19 protein-coding genes are annotated in these 19101 nt (G+C 69.2%); 13 read left to right on the forward strand and 6 right to left on the reverse strand.

Annotation, left to right across the window (positions count from 1 at the left end; translation table 11 throughout):
- Window positions 1-3: 3 nt before the first annotated feature.
- The 7 genes from AC0662_RS06145 to AC0662_RS06175 all read left to right on the forward strand — a co-directional run bounded on the left by AC0662_RS06145 (window position 4) and on the right by AC0662_RS06175 (window position 8297).
- Window positions 4-1581, forward strand: a complete 1578-nt coding sequence (locus AC0662_RS06145; RefSeq protein ID WP_478298875.1) for an amidohydrolase — start codon at window positions 4-6, stop codon at window positions 1579-1581.
- Window positions 1581-3143 carry a lysine 5,6-aminomutase subunit alpha gene (kamD, locus tag AC0662_RS06150; protein ID WP_478298877.1) on the forward strand — a complete coding sequence of 521 codons (1563 nt, stop codon included), beginning with the start codon at window positions 1581-1583 and terminating at the stop codon, window positions 3141-3143. Before AC0662_RS06145 ends, kamD begins: the two co-directional genes overlap by 1 nt.
- On the forward strand, window positions 3140-3892 hold the full coding sequence (gene kamE / locus AC0662_RS06155; protein WP_452202797.1) for a lysine 5,6-aminomutase subunit beta: 753 nt from the start codon (window positions 3140-3142) through the stop codon (window positions 3890-3892). The genes kamD and kamE overlap by 4 nt, the downstream gene beginning before the upstream one ends.
- Window positions 3893-4282 carry a 3-aminobutyryl-CoA ammonia lyase gene (gene kal / locus AC0662_RS06160; protein ID WP_452202795.1) on the forward strand — a complete coding sequence of 130 codons (390 nt, stop codon included), beginning with the start codon at window positions 3893-3895 and terminating at the stop codon, window positions 4280-4282. It begins immediately after the preceding gene.
- Between the two features lie 547 nt (window positions 4283-4829).
- Window positions 4830-6401 carry an apolipoprotein N-acyltransferase gene (lnt, locus tag AC0662_RS06165; protein ID WP_478298880.1) on the forward strand — a complete coding sequence of 524 codons (1572 nt, stop codon included), beginning with the start codon at window positions 4830-4832 and terminating at the stop codon, window positions 6399-6401.
- A 75-nt stretch (window positions 6402-6476) separates the two neighbouring features.
- The gene (locus tag AC0662_RS06170; RefSeq protein ID WP_452202792.1) at window positions 6477-6968 is read left to right on the forward strand and encodes an FxsA family protein; all 492 of its coding nucleotides are present in this window, start codon (window positions 6477-6479) and stop codon (window positions 6966-6968) included.
- Window positions 6969-7301: 333 nt separating this feature from the next.
- Complete coding sequence (locus tag AC0662_RS06175; protein WP_452202790.1) at window positions 7302-8297, forward strand: hypothetical protein; 996 nt, start codon at window positions 7302-7304, stop codon at window positions 8295-8297.
- Here the strand turns inward: AC0662_RS06175 and AC0662_RS06180 are convergent.
- Window positions 8278-8565, reverse strand: a complete 288-nt coding sequence (locus tag AC0662_RS06180) for a hypothetical protein (protein ID WP_478298883.1) — start codon at window positions 8563-8565, stop codon at window positions 8278-8280. The two genes, AC0662_RS06175 and AC0662_RS06180, sit on opposite strands and share 20 nt — an antisense overlap.
- 146 nt (window positions 8566-8711) lie before the next feature.
- Between AC0662_RS06180 and AC0662_RS06185 the strand changes: the two genes are divergently transcribed.
- Together AC0662_RS06185 and AC0662_RS06190 are read left to right on the forward strand one after the other, a co-directional pair.
- Window positions 8712-9515 (forward strand): MBL fold metallo-hydrolase, encoded by an 804-nt coding sequence (locus AC0662_RS06185; protein ID WP_478298885.1) that lies wholly within the window; start codon window positions 8712-8714, stop codon window positions 9513-9515.
- A gap of 100 nt (window positions 9516-9615) precedes the next feature.
- Window positions 9616-11910: an FUSC family protein gene (locus AC0662_RS06190; protein ID WP_478298887.1), complete on the forward strand. Its 2295-nt coding sequence runs from the start codon at window positions 9616-9618 to the stop codon at window positions 11908-11910.
- A gap of 3 nt (window positions 11911-11913) precedes the next feature.
- Here the strand turns inward: AC0662_RS06190 and AC0662_RS06195 are convergent, their stop codons facing one another.
- Window positions 11914-12396 (reverse strand): SRPBCC domain-containing protein, encoded by a 483-nt coding sequence (locus AC0662_RS06195; protein ID WP_452202784.1) that lies wholly within the window; start codon window positions 12394-12396, stop codon window positions 11914-11916.
- 169 nt (window positions 12397-12565) lie between these two features.
- Here AC0662_RS06195 and AC0662_RS06200 point away from each other — a divergent pair, with 169 nt between their 5' ends.
- Window positions 12566-12709 carry a GPGG-motif small membrane protein gene (locus tag AC0662_RS06200; protein WP_387779924.1) on the forward strand — a complete coding sequence of 48 codons (144 nt, stop codon included), beginning with the start codon at window positions 12566-12568 and terminating at the stop codon, window positions 12707-12709.
- 34 nt (window positions 12710-12743) lie between these two features.
- Here AC0662_RS06200 and AC0662_RS06205 read toward each other — a convergent pair whose 3' ends face one another.
- The 4 genes from AC0662_RS06205 to AC0662_RS06220 form a co-directional block, all read right to left on the reverse strand.
- Window positions 12744-13232, reverse strand: coding sequence for a DUF6328 family protein (locus AC0662_RS06205; protein ID WP_478298889.1), 489 nt, complete (start codon window positions 13230-13232; stop codon window positions 12744-12746).
- A 132-nt stretch (window positions 13233-13364) separates the two neighbouring features.
- On the reverse strand, window positions 13365-14504 hold the full coding sequence (locus AC0662_RS06210) for a GDSL-type esterase/lipase family protein (RefSeq protein WP_478298891.1): 1140 nt from the start codon (window positions 14502-14504) through the stop codon (window positions 13365-13367).
- Window positions 14501-15082: a TetR/AcrR family transcriptional regulator gene (locus AC0662_RS06215; protein ID WP_478298893.1), complete on the reverse strand. Its 582-nt coding sequence runs from the start codon at window positions 15080-15082 to the stop codon at window positions 14501-14503. Before AC0662_RS06215 ends, AC0662_RS06210 begins: the two co-directional genes overlap by 4 nt.
- A 93-nt stretch (window positions 15083-15175) precedes the next feature.
- Window positions 15176-15547 (reverse strand): RNA polymerase-binding protein RbpA, encoded by a 372-nt coding sequence (locus tag AC0662_RS06220; RefSeq protein ID WP_130448290.1) that lies wholly within the window; start codon window positions 15545-15547, stop codon window positions 15176-15178.
- Window positions 15548-15803: 256 nt separating this feature from the next.
- On the opposite strand from AC0662_RS06220, the gene AC0662_RS06225 reads away from it, so the two are divergent.
- From AC0662_RS06225 to AC0662_RS06235, 3 genes are read left to right on the forward strand one after another with little or no spacing between them, the layout of a single operon-like run.
- Complete coding sequence (locus tag AC0662_RS06225) at window positions 15804-17186, forward strand: efflux RND transporter periplasmic adaptor subunit (RefSeq protein WP_478298897.1); 1383 nt, start codon at window positions 15804-15806, stop codon at window positions 17184-17186.
- Window positions 17176-17868 (forward strand): ABC transporter ATP-binding protein, encoded by a 693-nt coding sequence (locus AC0662_RS06230; RefSeq protein ID WP_478298899.1) that lies wholly within the window; start codon window positions 17176-17178, stop codon window positions 17866-17868. Before AC0662_RS06225 ends, AC0662_RS06230 begins: the two co-directional genes overlap by 11 nt.
- Window positions 17868-19097 (forward strand): ABC transporter permease, encoded by a 1230-nt coding sequence (locus AC0662_RS06235; RefSeq protein ID WP_478298901.1) that lies wholly within the window; start codon window positions 17868-17870, stop codon window positions 19095-19097. Before AC0662_RS06230 ends, AC0662_RS06235 begins: the two co-directional genes overlap by 1 nt.
- Window positions 19098-19101: the final 4 nt, after the last annotated feature.

Consider the following 19101-nt stretch of genomic DNA (forward strand, 5'->3'; position numbering starts at 1 on the left):
TACGTGCGCACACTTCTGACGAACGGTTCCGTCTACTCGCCCGCCGACCCGCACGCGACTGCGATCGCCTTCGACGACGGGGTGGTGACCTGGCTCGGCGACGACACCGGCACCGGTCCGTACGCCGACGGCGCGGACGAGGTCATCGACCTGGACGGCAAGCTGGTGACGCCTGCCTTCGTCGACGCCCACGTCCACACCGCGCAGACCGGTGCGGTGCTGACCGGCCTCGACCTCGCCGGCACCACCTCGCTGACCGACGCGCTCGACCGCCTCGCGGCGTACGCGGCGAATCTGCCCGCAGACGCGGTGATCGACAGCGGCGGCTGGGACGAGACGACCTGGCCGGAGGGCCGGCCGCCGACGGCCGCGGAGCTGGACCGCGCGGGCGGCGGCCGCCGCGTGTACCTGTCGCGCGTCGACGGGCACTCCGGCGTGGTCTCGTCCGCACTGATCGACGTGGCCCGAGGCGACGGCTTCGACGAGAGCGGCCGGGTCGAGCGCGACGCCAACCACAAGGTTCGGGACGCGTTGAGTGATCTGGTCGGGCCCGACCAGCGGCGCGCCGACATCGAGGCCGCGCTGAAGGCGATGGCCGCGAAGGGGATCGGCGCGTTCCACGAGATGGCCGCGCCGCACATCGGCCCGCTCTGGGAGCTGCCGATCGTGCGCGAGGTCGCGGAGCAGCTCGGTCTGGCAGCGACCCTGTACTGGGGCGAGCCGGGCACCTTCGAACACGTCGGCACCTACGGTCTCGCCGGTCTGGCGGGCGACCTCAACGCCGACGGTGCACTCGGCTCGCGCACCGCAGCCCTGAGGGAGCCGTACGCCGACCGCGCCGACCACCGCGGTCACGCGTACCTGGCGCCCGAGCAGATCGCCGAACACGTGATCGCCTGCACCGAGCGGAACGTGCAGGCCGGATTCCACTGCATCGGCGACCAGGCGCTGGACAACATCGCCCGTGGGTTCGAGCTCGCCGAAGAGAAGGTTGGCGTCCAGGCGCTGGTCGCCGCGCGGCACCGCCTCGAGCACGTCGAAATGGTCGACGAGGCAACGATCGCGACGCTCGCGCGCTGCGGTGTGGTGGCGAGCGTGCAGCCGATGTTCGACCGTCTGTGGGGCGGCCCGGACGGGATGTACGCCGAGCGTGTCGGCGACCGCTGGCAGGGGATGAACCCGTTCGGGTCGCTGGCCCGCGCGGGCGTCGTACTGGCGTTCGGCTCGGACGCGCCGGTGACGGAGCTCGGTGGTTGGGAGGCCGTTCGGGCGGCCGCGTTCCATCACGAGAAGTCCGAGCGGATCACCGTGCGCGCCGCGTTCCAGGCGCACACGCGGGGTGGCTGGCGGGCCGCCGGGATCGACGACGCCGGAGTACTCGCACCGGGCAGCGCCGCGACGTACGCGATCTGGCAGAGCGACGCGAACCTGGTGGTGCAGACGCCGGACGAGCGGGTCGCCGCATGGTCGACGGACCCGCGAGCCGGCGTACCGGTGCTGCCGGATCTGAGCGACGGGACGCCGACCTGCGTGCGGACCGTGGTCGGGGGCCGTGTCATCTATGAATCCGAGGGATTGTGATGCCGAAGAAGCTTGACCTCGATCCGGTCACCGTCCGGAAGGCGCGCAGCCTCGCGCGCAAGGCCGGCAAACCGATCGTGAACCTCGCGCGCCAGCACACCACGGTGTCGGTCGAGCGAGCGGTACTGCGGCTTGCGGGACTGACCGGTGCGGACACGGAAGGGATTCCGTGGGTGAACCGGCTCGCCGACACCGTCCGCGCCGACGTCGGGCTCGAGCACGGTATCGCGCTGCCGGTCTGGGACGCCCTGGTCCGGGGCGAGGCCGAGGACCTGGCCGTGCTGGCGCAGAAGGCGGCATCCGGTTCGGTGACGTTCCGGATGCCCGAGGGCCGGAACGCGGTCCGGGCCCGGTCGGCGGCGCGGAAAGTGGCGGCGGCCGGTATGAAGCGGATCGACGGGCGGCGGCGCGAGCGGGACCGGCTGATCAAGCGGCACGGTGATCCCGAGCAGCGGCCGTGGATCTACCTGATCGTTGCCACCGGCGACATCTACGAGGACATCCCGCAGGCGCAGGCGGCGGCCCGTGAGGGCGCCGACATCATCGCGGTGATCCGCTCGACCGGCCAGTCGCTGCTCGACTACGTGCCCGAGGGCGCGACCCGGGAGGGCTTCGCGGGCACGTACGCGACGCAGGAGAACTTCCGGCTGATGCGCGCCGCCCTGGACGAGACGTCCAAGGAGCTCGGCCGCTACGTCCGGCTGACGAACTACGCCTCCGGTCTGTGCATGCCGGAGATCGCGACGCTGGCCGGGCTCGAGCGGCTGGACATGATGCTGAACGACTCGATGTACGGGATCCTGTTCCGCGACATCAACCCGATCCGGACGTTCGTCGACCAGCGCTTCAGCCGCCAGATCCACGCCCGCGCCGGGATCATCATCAACACCGGCGAGGACAACTACCTGACCACCGCCGACGCGGTCGAGGCCGCGCACACGGTGACGGTGTCGCAGCTGCTGAACGAGTACTTCGCCAAGGAGGCCGGGCTCGAGGACTGGCAACTCGGGCTCGGGCACGCCTTCGAGATCAACCCGGACATCCCGGACTCGTTCCGGCTCGAGCTCGCGCACGCGATGCTGGCCCGGCAGCTGTTCCCGAACGCGCCGCTGAAGTGGATGCCGCCGACCCGGCACATGACCGGCGACGTGTTCCGCGGGTACCTGCTGGACGGGTTCTTCAACCTGGTCGGCGCGATGACCGGGCAGGGGATCCTGCTGGTCGGGATGATGACCGAGGCGGTCGTCACGCCGTGGATCTCGGACCGCGACCTGGCCCTGCAGAACGTCCGCTACGTGTTGGGTGCCGCGGGCAACCTTCACGAGGACTTCCGGCCCGAGCCGAACGGGTTCATCGCGCAGCGCGCGCGGCAGGTGCTCGGTGAGTCGGTCGAGCTGCTCGAGGAGATCGTCGACGACGGGCTGCTGAACGCGATCGCCGACGGGACCTTCGGGCTGATGAAGCGCCCGCAGGACGCCGGTCGTGGTCTGGACGGCGTCGCGCGCAAGTCGCCGGAGTACTACAACCCGGCGATCGAGCTGCTCGAGGAGGGCGTGGGATGAGCATCATCCGGCCGTACGGCGACACCACCGGCGACGGGATGGTGCAGCTGTCGTTCACGCTGCCCGTTCCGCACGACAAGCGGGCCGAGGGCGCCGCGGTGCAGCTCGCCAACAAGATGGGGATGGACCCGGCGCTGGTCGTGCACGCGAAGGCGATCGGCCCGGATTTCACCTTCTTCGTCGTTTACGGACCCGTCAACCATCTGGTCGACACCGACAAGGTCGAGGTGCTCGAGCGCGACTACCCGTTGCTGTCGCCGAAGGAAGTCAACCTCGCGATCCGCAAGGGCCTGCGCCGCCGGCTGACGGTGGTCGGCGCCTGCATCGGCACCGACGCGCACACGGTCGGCATCGACGCGATCCTGAACATCAAGGGGTTCGCGGGCGAGAAGGGCCTGGAGTACTACCGCGAGGTCAAGGTCGTGAACCTCGGCGCGCAGGTCGCCGTACCGGAGCTGGTCCGGCGGGCTCGGGCGGAGAAGGCGGATGCCATCCTCGTGTCCCAGGTGGTGACGCAGCGCGAGGCGCACGTACTCAACACCAAGGAGATGTCCGCGGCGTTCCGGGAGGCGTACTCCGAGGACGCCCGGCCGGTACTGGTTGCCGGCGGCCCCCGTTTCACCGAACAGATGGCCGGCGAGCTCGGTGTCGACCGGGTCTTCGGCCGCGGTACGACGCCCGGCGAGGTGGCGAGTTATCTCGTCGACGCGCTGGTGACCAAGCGAGTCCCTGCCAAGAGGAGCGCATAGGTGTCAAAGGCAACTATCGGACTGTCCGTCACGCATCGGCGGTACGTCCCCTACAGCCACGCGCACTACGCCGGCAACCTGGTCGACGGCGCGTACGTGCTCGCACTGTTCGGTGACGTCGCGACCGAGGTGTGCATCCAGTCCGACGGTGACGAGGGCCTGTTCGCGTCGTACTCCGACGTGCAGTTCCTGCAGCCGCTGCGGGCCGGTGATGTCGTTGAGGTAACAGCGACGATCACCCGGGTCGGCAACCGCAGCCGGGAGCTCGAGTTCAGCGCGTACGTCGTCTGCCGCGGACGTCCGGACCAATCCGAATCGGCCGCCGAGGTGCTTACCGAGCCGCTGCAGATCACTAAAGCCACCGGAACGGTCGTTGTTCCGGTTCGGTGACGAATGGTTGCCCTGGGTAACGATCACGTGGCGTGCCGACATCGCTCTGTAACGTCATTCTGGTGAGGGAATCTCGTTTTCCCTTGCAGGACAGGCGATAGTGTTACAACGGGCTCAAAGAGCCGGGGGAGAGGTTGACACCGTCGCTCTCAGCGAGCATCGTTTTGGGAGTCGTCATATCCCGTTAGTGCAACGGTTACACGAAGTTCGGCTGCCGGATGATCCCGCGACGCTGACCAGGCCAGTGCCAGGCCTGAGTCGACGGGGGCTGAGATCGCCGGTGGTTAGCCCCCCGCGGGGCAGAGGTGGAAGAGGCTCGGCGGCCAGTAGACAACAGCCGGACGGCTCGCAGCCAGCGCAGTCGCCGGTTGGTCCGAAGGCGCGCCGAGCCTCTTTCCTCTTCCTGCTGACCACTCTCTGTGGACGACCCCAGTACTTTCCGCGTTCGGTGCCCAGTGGCTACTGACCGGATACATTGGCGTGTCCGGGACGTTGTACGGTCGTGCGACCGGCGTCCGGCCGGTGAGTGAGGACAAGGGGTTACCGCGTGGACCGGTTGAAGGCGCTGGGGCGGCTCCTGCCACGAGTGGCGGTGGCCGTGCTGGCCGGCGTACTGCTCGGGTTCGCGTTCGAGCCACACGACCACCCGTGGCTGACGATCGTCGCGGTACCGCTCTTCCTCGCCGCGCTGAACGGGATCTCGATGAAGGCCGGCTTCCTGGTCGGCGCCGGCTTCGGGATCGCGTACTACGCGGTGATGGTCCCTTGGCTGAGCGTGATCGGCGGTGACGCCGCGATCGCGCTGGCGATCCTCGAGGGGCTGTTCTACGCGGTCTTCGGGCTGTTCGCGACGCAGGTGCTGAAGCTGCGGTTGTGGATGCTGTGGATCCCCTGTCTGTGGGTGGCGACCGAGTTCGCGACCGCGTCCGTGCCGTTCGGCGGCTTCCCGTGGGGAAAGCTCGCCTGGGCGTTCGCCGCCGTCCCGCTCGGCAAACTGGCGACGTTCGTCGGGATCGCGGGGCTGAGCTTCCTGGTCGCCTTCGTCGGCGTCCTCGTGTACGCCGTCCTCCGGCGCGGCAGCACGCTGCGCCTGCGGGCGGTCGCCCTCGCGGCCGGACTGGTGATCGTGTTCGGACCGACGCTGATCCACCTGTCGACCGAAGGCGACGGCAAGCCCGTGAAGGCCGCGATCGTGCAGGGGAACGTGCCGGGGAAGGGACTGGAGTTCCTCGGCCGCGCCCGGACCGTCACGCGGAACCACCTGAACGCGACCCTGGACCTGGAGAAGCGGGTCCAGGCCGGCACCGAGATGAAGCCGGACGTGGTGATCTGGCCGGAGAACTCGACCGACATCGACCCGTACAAGGACGACGAGACGCGGGCCGACATCGAGCAGGCGGTGAAGGCCGTCGGCGTACCGATCCTGGTCGGTGCCGTCACCGAGGGCCCCGGGCCGAACGAGCGGCAGACCACCGGCATCGTGTGGGATCCGGTCAGCGGCCCTGGCCAGCGGTACGCGAAGCGGCACCCGGTGCCGTTCGGTGAGTACATCCCGTTCCGCAACCAGTTGCTGCCGTACATCAAGCGGCTCGAGATGATCGGCGCGCAGACCGTGCCGGGCGTCGGTCCCGGCGTGATGCCGATCGGCGGAGTCACGTACGGCGACGTGATCTGCTTCGAGCTCGCCTACGACAACGTCATCCAGGACGTGGTCAAGGGCGGTGCGCAGGTGCTGATCGTGCAGACCAACAACGCGACGTACGGCGGGACCGGTCAGCCGGAGCAGCAGTTCGCGATCACCCGGATGCGGGCGATCGAGACCGGGCGCACCGTACTGATCGCCTCGACCAGCGGGATCTCCGGGGTGATCCGTCCGGACGGAACCGTCGAGCACAAGTCGGCGCAGTTCGTGTCGGACGTGTACGTCGCCACGGTGCCGGTGCGGGACGGTCACACGCTCGCCACGACCCTCGGCGGCTGGCCGCAGTGGATCCTCACCGGCCTCGGCCTGCTCGGCGTGGTGCTGGCCCTGATCGACCGCCGCCGCAAGCGTTCGAAGGACATGCCGCCGCCTCCGGCCGCCGGCCCGGCCCGCACCCCCGAGAAGGTTCCGGCTTGATCTCCCTGGCCTGATCTCCCCGACCTGTACCGCGGACCTGTAACACTGGGGGGAATCGCCGGAAGGGGTAGGGACATGCCGTGGTTGATCGGGCTGGCACTGCTGGCCGTTCCGATCGTGGAGATCTACGTGATCATCCAGGTCGGTCATGCGATCGGCGGCTGGCCGACGGTCGGTCTGCTGGTCCTCGAGGCCTTCGCAGGCGCGTGGCTGGTGAAGCGTGAGGGCCGTCGAGCCTGGAACGCCCTGCAGACCTCGCTGCAGTCGGGCAAGCTCCCCGGCCGCGAGCTGACCGACAGCGCGCTGGTCCTGATCGGCGGAACGCTGCTGCTCGTCCCGGGCTTCATCACCGACCTGTTCGCGGTCTTCTTCATCCTCCCGTTCACCCGCCCCTTGGCCCGCCGCGGCCTCACCGGCTTCGTGAACCGCCGCGTCACCAACCTCGCCCCGCCTGCCGGGTTCGCCCCCTACATGGCCCGACCCGACCAACCCCGCCCCAACCAGCCCGGCACGCCCCAGGGCGACGTGATCCAGGGCGAGGTCATCGACCCGGAGAAGAACGCCTGATCCTCGCCTGATCCTCGCCTGGGCGGTCGTGGTCGACACGGTTGCCGATGACAAGGGACGGGCCCGGGGCGCCGCATTGTCGCAGAGTCTTGTTGGCGTGTCGCCGCGGGCTTAACCTCCTTGCATCGCGGTTGCTCGTCGGTGGGGGCGAGCCGTCGGGAGGGGGCACCATGGCGCCGAAGGCACCAACAGATCCCGGGGACTATCTGGGGGCCACGCAGCTGCACGACGGTGTGGTCTGGACGTGGGACGGCACGACCTGGAAGCGGGGCCGGCGACCGGGTCCGCTGCGTACACGAGTAGCCGAGCGGCGGCGCGCACGAGGCGTGCGACGTGGCAACGACTGACGCGGCTCCTCCCGCTCCGGGTGACACCAAATGGGTGACGGCGTCGGCCGAGCTGCGCAGTACGGCGAAGTGGCTGATCACTGCGCTGGCTGCCGTCGCGGCGGTGGTCTTCGGCGCCGGACCGATCATTACCCGGCCGAGTCTCGACTTCCACGACGATGCGTTCCAGCTGATTCTCGCGGGACTGCTCGGTGCGGCCGGTCTGATCGGCATCGGGTTGCTGGTGTTCAGCGTCAGCAAGGTTCTGCTGCCGGTCGAGATGAGTCTCGACGATCTACCGCAGACGTTGATCGACAGAATCGAGGCTCATCCGGATTCGGTCCTGCCCGCCGACGCATCGACCTTGCAGCAGTATCGGGATCAGCTCGCCGCGTTCCGCCGGGCCGAGGTCGAGCTGCCCGATGAGGTCGACGAATGCGAGCGGGCGGCCGTGGCGGCGCAGCAGACGAACGACGTGGTCGCCTACCAAGCAGCGGTCGCCGGCGAGCAGGCTTATCGGGAGGCGATCGAGGACAACGCGGCGAACCTCGTGCTCTACGAGTCGATCCGGACCGATCTCATCGACCGCGGGGCGTACACGAAGCTGTCCGAGGTCTTCTCCGGGCAGCACATCGTGTTGTGGGTCGGGGCCTTCCTGGCCGGCATCGGCGGTCTCGGGTTCCAGCTCGCGCTGACCTCGGCACCGGCCGGCGGTGGCTCGAGCGATCAGGCTTCGGCCGCGGGCCAGGTGGCGATGCTGAGCGGCTCGGGCGGGCGCGCGGCGGCGTTCTGGGCGACGTACGGCTTGAAGGCCTGCGAGACGGCGAAAGGGCAGGTGCCGGTGGTGATCTCGGCAGGCGAGGGGACGGCGGAATCGCCGTACGTCGTGCGGACGGTTCCCGGCAAGTCCTGTCGTGCGCTGCAGTTCGCCGCGAATCCCGAGGTCTTCACCGTCGTGGTGCCGACGCCGGACAAGGTCACGATCACGCTGGAGAAGAAGTAGCGCCGGTGGGTGTCGTCGACCGGTAGACGGCGCGGGCGGTGCGGACGAAGGAGAGGTTGAGGGGGTTCGCGTCGAGCCAGGCGACGACGACCGCGCTGGGCGGGATGTCGATGACCGGGACGGTGGCGAACTCGTCGCCGGGCTCGTGGTGGCTCAGGGGAGTGAGGCCGATCGTGCCGTTCCACAGGACTGCTTGCAGACATTCCTGCACGGCACGTACGACGGGACCCTCGCGTGGTGTCCCGCCGTTCCAATAGGCCTGCCACACCGGGTCCGTGCCGGCAGGGAACTGGAACCAGCGGCGATCGGCCCCGCGCCCGAACCTGGTCTGCCTGAGCGTACGCCGACCCGATCGTCGACCTCACCGACATCCAGGAGGTCGCGCGCGACTTCGTTGTCATCCCGAATCAGGACGTGGACCTGGTGCCGAACATCGGCCTGATCGGCGGCAGCCATTCGGTGCTCGTGATCGACACCGGTCTCGGCCCGCGCAACGCCGAGCAGGTGCTGAAGTTCGCCACCGAGTACGCCAACAGGCGCCGCCTCTACCTGACCACCACGCACTTCCACCCCGAGCATGCCTTCGGCGCACAGGTGTTCGCCGAGGAGGCGACGTACCTGGTCAACGCCGCGCAGGCCGACGACCTGGCCGGCAAGGGGGAGGGCTACCTCACGATGTTCCGGCAACTCGGCGAGCCCGTCGCCCGCGAGCTGGAGGGCGTGGAACTCCCGACGCCGGACCTGACGTACGACGGCACGTACGAGCTCGACCTCGGTGGCCGGACCGTCGAGCTCCGGCCGACCGGACGCGCGCACAGCAAGGGGGATCAGGTCATCACGGTCCCCGACGCGGGCGTGATGTTCACCGGCGATCTCGTCGAGGCCGGCCAGTTCGCGATCTTCCCGTGGTTCCCGCCGTACGACGTGGATGTGTCCGGTCTGCGCTGGATCGCGGTGATGGAACGCCTCGTGACGGAACCACCGAGCATCGTCGTACCCGGTCATGGAGCGATCGGTGACGCGCGCCTGCTCGGGCAGGTCCGCGATTACCTCACGGAGCTGCGTGACGAGACCTGGCGCCGGCGGGACTCGAACGTGTCCGAGGACGACACCGCGGCCGAGGTACGGGCGCTGATGATCGAGCGCCACCCCGACTGGCGGCTCCCGGAGTGGATCGAGCGCGGGGTCGGCTGCCTGTGCGCGGAGCGGCCGAACTGAGGTTGCCCGATCCGATCAGCCAGGGCGCGTGACCGGAGCGACCGGGTGGAGGACACTGGCACAGATCGGGGTCGGGCGGTCGGGGAGCGAAGGGTCAGGGATGCGGGTGAAGGCACTCGGCGGCCGGCTCGTCGCGTGGCTGCGCCGACGGGACCCTGGTCTCGGTGCGACGCGCCGGGCGGCCAGGACCGCGGTGGTGATGCCGATTCTGTTCGCGTTCTGTGCCGAGGTACTGAAGGCGCCGGCGATCGGGACCTTCGCCGCGTTCGGTGCGTTCGCGATGCTGCTGCTGGTCGATTTCCCGGGCACCGCGGCGCAGCGGATCCGGGCGCAGACCCAGCTCGCGCTGGCGTGGCTCGTGCTGGTCTCGCTGGGCACCCTCGCGAGTCAGTCGATGTGGTCGGCGATCGTCGCCACGGCCGTCGTCGGTTTCAGCGTCCTGTTCTCCGGAGTGGTCAGCTCGGTCCTCGCCGGTGCGAGTACGTCGCTCTTGCTCGCGTTCATCCTGTCCGTGGCGACACCGGCGCCGATGTCCGCCGTGCCCGATCGACTGACCGGGGTAGCGATCGCCGGCGTTGCGGCCGTGTTCGCCGCGTGGCTGCTGTGGCCGCGGGCGCCGGCCGATCCGCTCGGGGCTCCCGCGGCTCGGGTGTGCCGGGCGGCGGCCGCGCAGGTGCGCTCCGAGGCACGGGACACGCCCGAGGTCTGCGTCGTACGGACGGAGCATGCCGCGAAGCTGAGCGACGAGTTGCGGCGTGCGTTCACCTCGACGCCGTACCGGCCGACCGGCTTGTCCACCGGGTCGAGGTCCATCGTGCGGTTGGTGGACGAGCTCACCTGGCTGAGCGCGATCCTCGGCGAATCCGGGCCGGGTATGACGCCGGGACCGACGTGCGACGCCGAGTCTGCCGCTGTGCATGTCGCGGCCGCGGAGGTGCTGGAGCTATGCGCGGACCTGCTGGAGGATCCGGCTCGGTCCGTCGACGAGCTGACCGCCGCCTCCAAGGCTCTGCGGGATGTGGTCGCCTTGCTCGAGGAGAGCGCGGTGTCTCGGTTGCCGGCCGGATCACACGTCGGCATCGCCGAGCTGGTCAGCACCCTGGGCGTGTCGTTCCGCGCGCAGGAGATCGCGTTCGCCGTCCTGCTGGTTGCGCAGAACGTCGAGGCCGCACGGGCCGCGGAGCAGCGGACGTGGGGGGAGCGTCTGCTCGGGCGCGAGCCGAGTTCGCTGCGTGGTCCGGTGGCCAGCGCGGTCGAACGCGCCACGGCGCACCTCGAGCCGCATTCGGTCTGGCTGCACAACAGCATCAGGGGAGCGGTCGGTCTGGCCGGGGCGGTTGCGGTGGCGAACCTGACCGGCGTAGAGCACGGTTTCTGGGTCATCCTCGGGACGTTGTCGGTACTGCGTTCCAACGCGTTGAACACCGGTCAGAACGCGTATCGCGCGATCAGCGGGACGGTGGTCGGCTCGATCATCGGCGCCGGTCTCCTGGCGCTGATCGGCGAGAACCGGATGGCGCTGTGGATCCTGCTCCCGGTCGCGGTGCTGATCGCCGGGATCGTGCCGGCCGCGATCTCGTTCGCGACCGGGCAGGCGGCGTTCACGGTGACGCTGGTGATCCTGTTCAACATCGCTCAACCCCAAGGCTGGTCGCTGATCCTGTTCCGCATCGAGGACATCGCGCTCGGGTGCGCAGTGAGTCTGCTCGTCGGCCTGTTGTTCTGGCCGCACGGCGCCGCGAAGGCGGTCGGGAAGGCACTGGCAGAGGCGTACGCGGACAGCGCGCGGTACCTGGTGGACGTCGTCGGGTACGCCGTATCCTGCTGCGCGGCCGGACCGACAGTTCCGCAGGACGGGCGCCGCGCGGCCGCCGCGGCTCGCCGACTCGACGACACGTTCCGCACGTACCTCGCCGAACGCGGAGCGAAGCGGGTGCCGCTCAGCGACATGACGGCGCTCGTCACCGGAGTCGTCGGGATCCGGCTGGCGGCGGACGCCGTACTCGAGCTGTGGGAGCGGTACGCCGATGGACGCGCGCCGACCGATGATCGGGCCGCCGCACAGGCAGCGCTGCTCGCGTCGGCCTACCGGCTGCTGCAGTGGTACTCCGATCTCGCGGGAGCCCTGGACGGACGTGGTCACGTGCCCGACCCGCTCGAGCGCGATCACGCGACCAAGGCGCGCCTCGTCGACGCCGTACGGCGTGATCTGTACGACGTGGAGGGACAGGCGACGCCGACCGCCATCCGGATCCTGTGGACCAACGATCACCTGGAAGTCGTACGTCGCCTGCAACCGAGCCTCGCGGCCGCCGCGCATCGCACGGTCACCGGCGAGCCCCGCAGCGCACCCTCCCGAAGCGCAGAGCCCCGCGCCGCACGCGCCGTACCGTGAAAGTCAGCTGCCGCCGGCGCTTCCGGGGAGCTGCCACGGTGACGGTGCCCGCTTCGGCAGCCGGCCCGCGACGTACTGCGTGAGCCGCTCCAACGCCCCCGTCCAGAAGACGCGGTAGCCCGCGACGAGTTCGCGCGCGAGGCCGCCGTGCGTGAGGATCAGGTGCGCGTCATGAGTGCCGGGAACCACATCCGCGATGACCGTGCTCGGTGCATGTGGCGGGTCGTCCCACGCCAACTGCACGTAGTGCTGTGGGACGCAGGCCGTCACGAGCCCTGTTCGCTGTGTGCCGGCGCCGGTCGTCACCGTGAAACCCCCGTACTGGGTGTCGCTGAAAATCGTTGCCCCCAGCCACTCGCTGAGCAGCTCCGGTTTCGTCATCAGCGTCCACAAACGTTCCGCGTCACAGTCCAGCGTCTTGATGTACCTCAGCTGTGGCGAGCGATCCGTGCCGGTCGCCCGCACCCGGTGTTCTCTGGTCGCCATGCGTTACTGGTGCCCATCAGAGCACTTTTGATGCATGTCCGAGCAGTCCGGCCGGTAGCTGCATCGTGGGCCGTCCCTGCGAGTTTCGCTGCTGGTTCGCGCGGGCACCTGGCTGCCGCAAGAACCCGTACCGCCGGGCAGCCGCCCGGTCCGTCACAAGGGAAGAGACATGGCATTCATCCTCTGGATCATCGCGGTGATCCTCGTCATCTCCGGCATCGTGTCGTTGTTCCGTGGCCAGATCCTCTGGGGCGCGGCCCTGATCGTCATCGGCCTCCTGGTCGGCCCCGGCGGCGTCAGCATCTTCACCTGAACCGACCACCTGACCTGAGCAGCACGTCGTACAGTCAGGAGTCGGTCCGCCGGCTCCCGACGTACGCCGGCAGCACCAGCCAGAACGTCGCGAACCAGACCAGCACGCCGGCGACCACGGCGATCGCGAGCGACCGGCGCAGTACGACGTCCAGCGCGATCAGCAGGCCACCGCACACCGACACCACGAGCAGCGTCATCCCTGCTCGGGCCAGGAGGTCCGTGGTGGTGACCAGACGGTCACGCAGACCCCGCTGATACAGCTGCCGGTGCAGGGCGACCGGAGCCAGGAACAGCGCGACGGCGAGCGCCGCGGCGACGAGCGTGCCGGTGTACACGACGTGCGTGAACTCGTCGGTGATGTGGAACCGGCTCTGGAATGCGATTCCCAGCAGGAACGCGAAGAGGATCTGCGTGCCGGTCAGTACCAGCCGCAACTCCTGCAGCAGTTCGTTCCAATGCCGATCGAGTCGTTCCCCCGAACCCTCCCCGTTCCGCTCGTAGGTCAACGATTCGGTGATCATGTCGCGCGCCTTTCCTTGAACCACGTCAGCGTTAGCAGTGCCCGTGGCTCCCGGCGCTGACACCCGAATCCGGCGCGACGCCCGGGTATCGGACCGGCCGGGCGGCCGGTCGGCGGCCGCCCCAGCGGCGGATCAGCGGTCGAAGAAAGGGTGCCGCGTGATGCGGCTCGCGATCAGTTCGTGGGTGGGCGCATCGGGGTGCAGGTCATCGGTCAGCGGGTGGACCCGGTTGTCGGCCTCGCCGTATAGGTCCAGGCCGTCGAGGTAGAAGAGGTTCGTGTCGGACAGGGCGCGCTGGGTGACGATGCGGGCGAGTTCGGCGCGGATGACCGAGAGCGTGAGCTTGCCGGCCGGGACGTCGTCGGGGTCGCCGGTGGCGCTGAAGCGGATCTCGCCGGCGGCCAGCGCGGACAGATCCCAGCCGGTCGGGCCCGGTGTGTCCTCGTGGATGGGGCAGAGGATGGGGGAGACCACGAGCAGTGGCGTCTCCGGGTGGCCGTCGCGGATCGTGTCGAGGAAGCCGTGGACGGCGGGGGTGAACGACCGCAGGCGCATCGCGTCGGCGTTCACGATGTTGATCCCGAGCTTGACGCTGATCAGATCGGCCGGCGTCTCGCGGATGGTGCGCGCGATGAACGGCTGCAGGTACGCGCTGCCGCCGAAGCCCAGGTTCACCAGCTCGACCCCGGCCTGAGCCGCGGCCAGCGCCGGCCATGTGCCGGTCGGGTGCGTCGCGTTCGAACCGTGACTGATCGAGCTGCCGTGATGCACCCACACCGGGCGCACCGACGGCACCGGCTCGACGGGCGCATCGGTGCGCAGGGCAACAAGCTCGGTCGTCTCGGCGTGCGGCAACCAGATCTCGACCGTCTTCGGTACGCCGTCCAGCCCGTCGACCCGCAGCGTGTCAGGCTCGCCCACCTGGAGCTCGCTCGCGCCGGTCCGCAGATCGATGGTGATCACATCACCACCACGCGCGGTCAGCTGACGAAACAACTGTCCGTCGACGAGTACGTCGTACACGCCGTCCGGCCGCTCCGGGGCGCCGACGTAGTCCCGCTTCGTCGGCACCGTCTCAAGCTCGATCACGGTCGCCGCGGTGCGGAACACGAGCCGGACCCCGGACGGTTGCGTCTCGACCATCGACATCTGAGCGTCGTCGTACTGCGTCCGCGCCCAGGCGGGCAGGCGGTGCGGGAGGAGTCCGCGCTCGGTCTTCTCGAGGTCGAGGCTGCCGCGGAGCAGGTCGGTGGTGATGTCGGTGGTGATCACGAAAGATGCCTCTCGGGCCAGTTGCGGAGGAGGGAGTCGAGGGAGTCGAGGATGCGCGGCCAGCTGTCCGCGCTGTCCGGCGAGCTGTAGCTGAACGAGCCGGTCAGCTCGAGGCTGACGTACCCGTGGAAGACGCTCCCGAGCAGCCGGATCGCATCGGTCTGCGCGGGCTCGCCGAGGTCGTACCCGCGCAGCAGCGCCCGGGTCAGTTCGGAGTGCCGCCGGCCCGCCTCGATGTACTCCGGAGACGGCGCGGCGGTCAGGTACCGGGCAGCGGCGTACCGACCCGGGTGGTTGTGCGCATAGTCGCGGTACACGTTCCCGAACGCGGTGAGCGCGTCACGCCCGGAGCGACCGGCCAGGGCGGCAGCGGCGTGGTCGGCCAGCTCGGAGAGCGCGACTGTCGCGATCCGCGCCTTCAGGTCCTGCGAGCTCTTCACATGTGAGTAAAGACTCGCCACCTGGACGCCGAACCGCCGCGCCAGCGCCGACACGGTGACCTGCTCGAAGCCAACCTCGTCGGCGAGCTCGGCACCCGCCTGCGCCAGCCGCACGCCGCTCAACCCCGCTCTTGCCATAGCTCATTATGAAATTACCTAAACCCTTTAGGCAAATCGGATCACAAAGAAACCCTCACCGCGCCGTTGCGGTGAGGGTCCCTGTGCTTAGGCTCAGGCCGTGCGCTTGGTCCGGTGCAGGTGCGCCGGACCGATCTCGCCCTTACGGAGCAGCTCGACCCGCTCGGCCAGCAGCTCCTCCAGCTCGGAGATGCTCCGGCGCTCGCGCAGCATGTCCCAGTGCGTACGGGCCGGCTTCTCCTGCTTCGGCTCCGGCTTCTCACCGGTGGACCGGGCGGCCTCGCTGCCGCAGTGCGGGCATTCCCAGACCGCGGGCACCTCGGCGTCGTGCGCCATGGTCACCTCGACCACGTGGCCGCGGGGGCAGTCATACGTGATCATCTGGCGCGGCGCGAACTCGACACCGCGGTCATCCTCGAAGCTGACCCCACCCAGCCCCGAACCACGCAGTACGCGATTAGACATGTCAAACCTCCGAGATCGTCATCCGTGCCAACGGTCGGCCGGCCCGGATCATTCCCATTTTGGCATGTCCGAGCCATATGTACGCACCTGACAGCCCTTGATAACGCGGTCGTGACCCGCTGTTATCGAGTGTTCACAGACCACGGTGTGTCGCCGGGCACCTGACGTACGACGCCCCAAATCGATATCTGGTTCACAGGTTGTTGCCAGGAAGTGAGGATCTCCTCCTCAGCAACCGTGCCTACCGTCTGCTGCCATGGTGCTACCCCGCCACAAGATCCGTGGCCTCAACTTCGTGAACGTGGCTCTGGTAGCCATCGTCGTGGTGATCGCAGTCACCGCCTATTTCCTGTTCTTCAAGAAGGACCCGCCGGCCGCGAGCGCGACCCGGCCGACCGTCGCCGTGCAGCGGGGCGCGGTGACCGCGAGCGTGAGCTCCAGCGGCACCCTGCAGAGCTCCCAGACCGCGTCGCCGCAGTTCGAGACCTCGGGCACGGTGACCCAGGTGCTGGTGAAGGTCGGCCAGGTTGTGGCGAAGGGCGCAGCCATCGCGAAGATCGACCCGGCCGCGGCCGAGCGGCAGCTGCGGATCGCCGACCAGAACCAGATCGCCTCGGCGAACTCGGTGACCGCCGCCGAGGGGTCGCTCGAGGACGCGCAGGACGCGCTCGAGGCGGCCGAGGAGGCCTCGGCCTCGCCGTCCCCGACCCCCACTGCTTCCAACGGTCAACAGCAGTCCCAATCTCAGACACAGTCTCAAGGTCAAGGGCAGAGTCAGAGTCCGGAAGTTGCCGTCAGCAACGCCGAGGCGAGCTTGGCGAAGGCCAAGGCCGACAAGGAGCAGTCCGACCAGAACGTCGAGGCCGCCCAGGCCGCCGTCGACGCGACCACCCTGAAAGCGCCGATCGCCGGCACCGTCACCGCGATCAACGGCTCGGTCGGCTCGGTGGCCGGCGGGTCCAGCTCAGGTTCAGGCAGCAGCAGCGGCACCGGCCAAGCCTCGACCTCAGGTCAAGGTTCATCCTCGACGAGCTCGAGTACGTCGTCCACGTCGGGTACCGGCTTCGTCGACATCTCCGACCTGAAGTCGCTCCAGGTGGTGGCCGCGTTCGCGGAGGCCGACGCGATCAAGATCAAGGCCGGCCAGTCCGCGACCGTGACCCTGAACGCCCAGCCCGGTACGTCGCTGACCGCCTCGCTGGCGACGGTCTCGCCGACGCCGACCACCACCAACGGCGTCGTCTCGTACTCCGCGACGTTCAGCCTCGCCAAGCTCCCGGCGAACGCTCGGATCGGCCAGACCGCGAACGTCACGGTCCAGACCGCGAAGGCCGCCAACGCCCTCTTCGTCCCGAGTACGGCGATCGCGACGAGCGGTACGACGTACACGGTCACGATGGCTGACGGGAGTGGCACGCGGGAGGTGAAGGTCGGCGTTCGTGGCGACAGCTACACGCAGATCACCTCGGGTCTGAACGAGGGCGACCAGGTCGAGCTCCTGCACGGTGCGATCGGTGGCACCGGCACCCAGAACGGTCAGAACCGGCAGGGTCAGCCAGGCGGCGGTCAGTTCCCCGGCGCCGGTACGGGTGCTGGAGCGGGCGCGGGTACCGGGGCCGGAGGCTTCCGTGGCCGCTGAGTCCCTGATCGAGATCCGGGACGTCACCAAGACCTACGGCCACGGCGAGACCACGGTGCATGCCCTGCGGGGCGTGTCGCTGCGGGTCGACGCCGGCGAGTACGTCGCGGTCATGGGCTCGTCCGGATCCGGCAAGTCGACGTTGATGAACATCCTCGGCTGCCTCGACGTACCGTCCCGCGGGGAGTACTGGCTGGACGGCAGCAACGTCGCGGGACTGTCCGAGGACCAGCAGGCCCTCGTCCGCGGCCGGAAGATCGGGTTCATCTTCCAGTCGTTCAACCTGATTCCCCGCACGACCGCGCTGGCGAACGTCGAACTGCCGCTCACCTATGCGCACCTGCGCCGGGCCGAGCGCCGCCGGCGGGCCAATCGGGCGCTGGAGCTGGTCGGCCTCGCGGACCGCACCGGCCACCGGCCGAACCAGCTGTCCGGCGGTCAGCAGCAGCGGGTGGCGATCGCCCGCGCGCTGGCGACGGGTCCGCGGATCCTGCTCGCCGACGAGCCGACCGGAAACCTGGACGCGCACTCGACCGACGAGGTGCTGGGCATGTTCGACGACCTGCACGCCAACGGCCGGACGATCGTGGTGATCACGCACGAGCACGAGGTCGCGGCTCGTGCCCGGCGGGTGTTGCAGGTGTCCGACGGCCAGATCGTCTCCGACGAGGTGACCCGCTGATGTCACCACGCGATCTGATGGGCGCCGCCCTGCGCGGTCTGACAGCGAACAAACTCAGATCCCTGCTGACCGTCCTCGGCGTGTCGATCGGGGTCGGCGCGGTCATCGTGCTGGTTGCGGTCGGCAACGGCTCCGGCAAGGCAGTGCAGGACCGGCTGGAGGCGATGGGCACGAACCTGCTCACGGTCTCCACGACCGGAGGCGGTGGCGGCTTCGTCCGCGGCCAGGCCGGCCCGGCGAACCAGCAGTACAGCCTGACCCTGGAGGACGCCGCCGCACTCGCGGACAAGAAGCTGGCGCCCGACGTGGCCTCGGTCGCCCCGGTGATGACCAGCTCCGGTACGGCGACCAACGGCGACACCAGCTACACCGTCAACCAGGTGATCGGCACCACGCCGGACTACCTGCCCGCCACGAACACCCCGGTGCAGATCGGCCGGTCGTTCACCCAGGCGGACGTCGACAGCTCGCAGCGCGTCATCGTGCTCGGGCAGACCGCCGCCACCGAGCTCTTCACCCGCCCGGCGAGTGCGGTCGGGCAGACGATCAAACTCGGCGCCGTCGACTTCACCGTCCTCGGCGTCCTGTCCAGCAAGGACAGCACCGGGTTCAACGACCCGAACGCGACCGCGATCGTCCCGATCACCACGCTCCGCGCGACGCAGGCCGGGTACGGCGCCTTGAACCAGATCGTCGTACAGGCGTCTGACAAGGACCGGGTCGACACCGCGCAGGCCGAGGTCACACAGTTGCTGACCGCTCGGCACCAGGTGCCTGCGACCGAGACATCGCCGTTCCGGATCACGAACTCGGCGCAGATCCTGCAGACCAGCCAGGACACCGCCGCGACCTTCACCGCGCTGCTGGCGACCGTCGCCGCGATCAGCCTGGTGGTCGGCGGGATCGGTGTCACCAACATCATGCTCGTCACGGTCACCGAGCGGACCCGCGAGATCGGAATCCGGAAGGCGCTCGGCGCGCGGCGGCGGACGATCCTCGGGCAGTTCCTGATCGAGGCGACGCTGCTCAGCCTGATCGGCGGCGCGGTCGGCGTCGGGGCCGCGCTGATCGTCACCCGCTTCCAGCTCGCCGGCGTGACGCCCGCGCTGGTGCCGTCGTCGATCGGACTCGCGCTCGGCGTGTCCGCGGCGGTCGGCCTGTTCTTCGGCAGCATGCCGGCGCACCGAGCCGCCGGACTCCGTCCCATCGACGCACTACGACACGAGTGAGAGG

Source organism: Kribbella sp. NPDC043289 (genome assembly GCF_056436705.1).

What these genes read in the sequence shown, in the direction of transcription:
- kamD (WP_478298877.1), top strand. Translation starts at nt 1,581, where the DNA reads ATGCCGAAGAAGCTTGACCTCGATCCGGTCACCGTCCGGAAGGCGCGC.
- kamE (WP_452202797.1), top strand. Translation starts at nt 3,140, where the DNA reads ATGAGCATCATCCGGCCGTACGGCGACACCACCGGCGACGGGATGGTG.
- AC0662_RS06170 (WP_452202792.1), top strand. Translation starts at nt 6,477, where the DNA reads ATGCCGTGGTTGATCGGGCTGGCACTGCTGGCCGTTCCGATCGTGGAG.
- AC0662_RS06190 (WP_478298887.1), top strand. Translation starts at nt 9,616, where the DNA reads ATGCGGGTGAAGGCACTCGGCGGCCGGCTCGTCGCGTGGCTGCGCCGA.
- AC0662_RS06195 (WP_452202784.1), bottom strand. Translation starts at nt 12,396, where the DNA reads ATGGCGACCAGAGAACACCGGGTGCGGGCGACCGGCACGGATCGCTCG.
- AC0662_RS06200 (WP_387779924.1), top strand. Translation starts at nt 12,566, where the DNA reads ATGGCATTCATCCTCTGGATCATCGCGGTGATCCTCGTCATCTCCGGC.
- AC0662_RS06205 (WP_478298889.1), bottom strand. Translation starts at nt 13,232, where the DNA reads ATGATCACCGAATCGTTGACCTACGAGCGGAACGGGGAGGGTTCGGGG.
- AC0662_RS06215 (WP_478298893.1), bottom strand. Translation starts at nt 15,082, where the DNA reads ATGGCAAGAGCGGGGTTGAGCGGCGTGCGGCTGGCGCAGGCGGGTGCC.
- AC0662_RS06220 (WP_130448290.1), bottom strand. Translation starts at nt 15,547, where the DNA reads ATGTCTAATCGCGTACTGCGTGGTTCGGGGCTGGGTGGGGTCAGCTTC.
- AC0662_RS06225 (WP_478298897.1), top strand. Translation starts at nt 15,804, where the DNA reads ATGGTGCTACCCCGCCACAAGATCCGTGGCCTCAACTTCGTGAACGTG.
- AC0662_RS06235 (WP_478298901.1), top strand. Translation starts at nt 17,868, where the DNA reads ATGTCACCACGCGATCTGATGGGCGCCGCCCTGCGCGGTCTGACAGCG.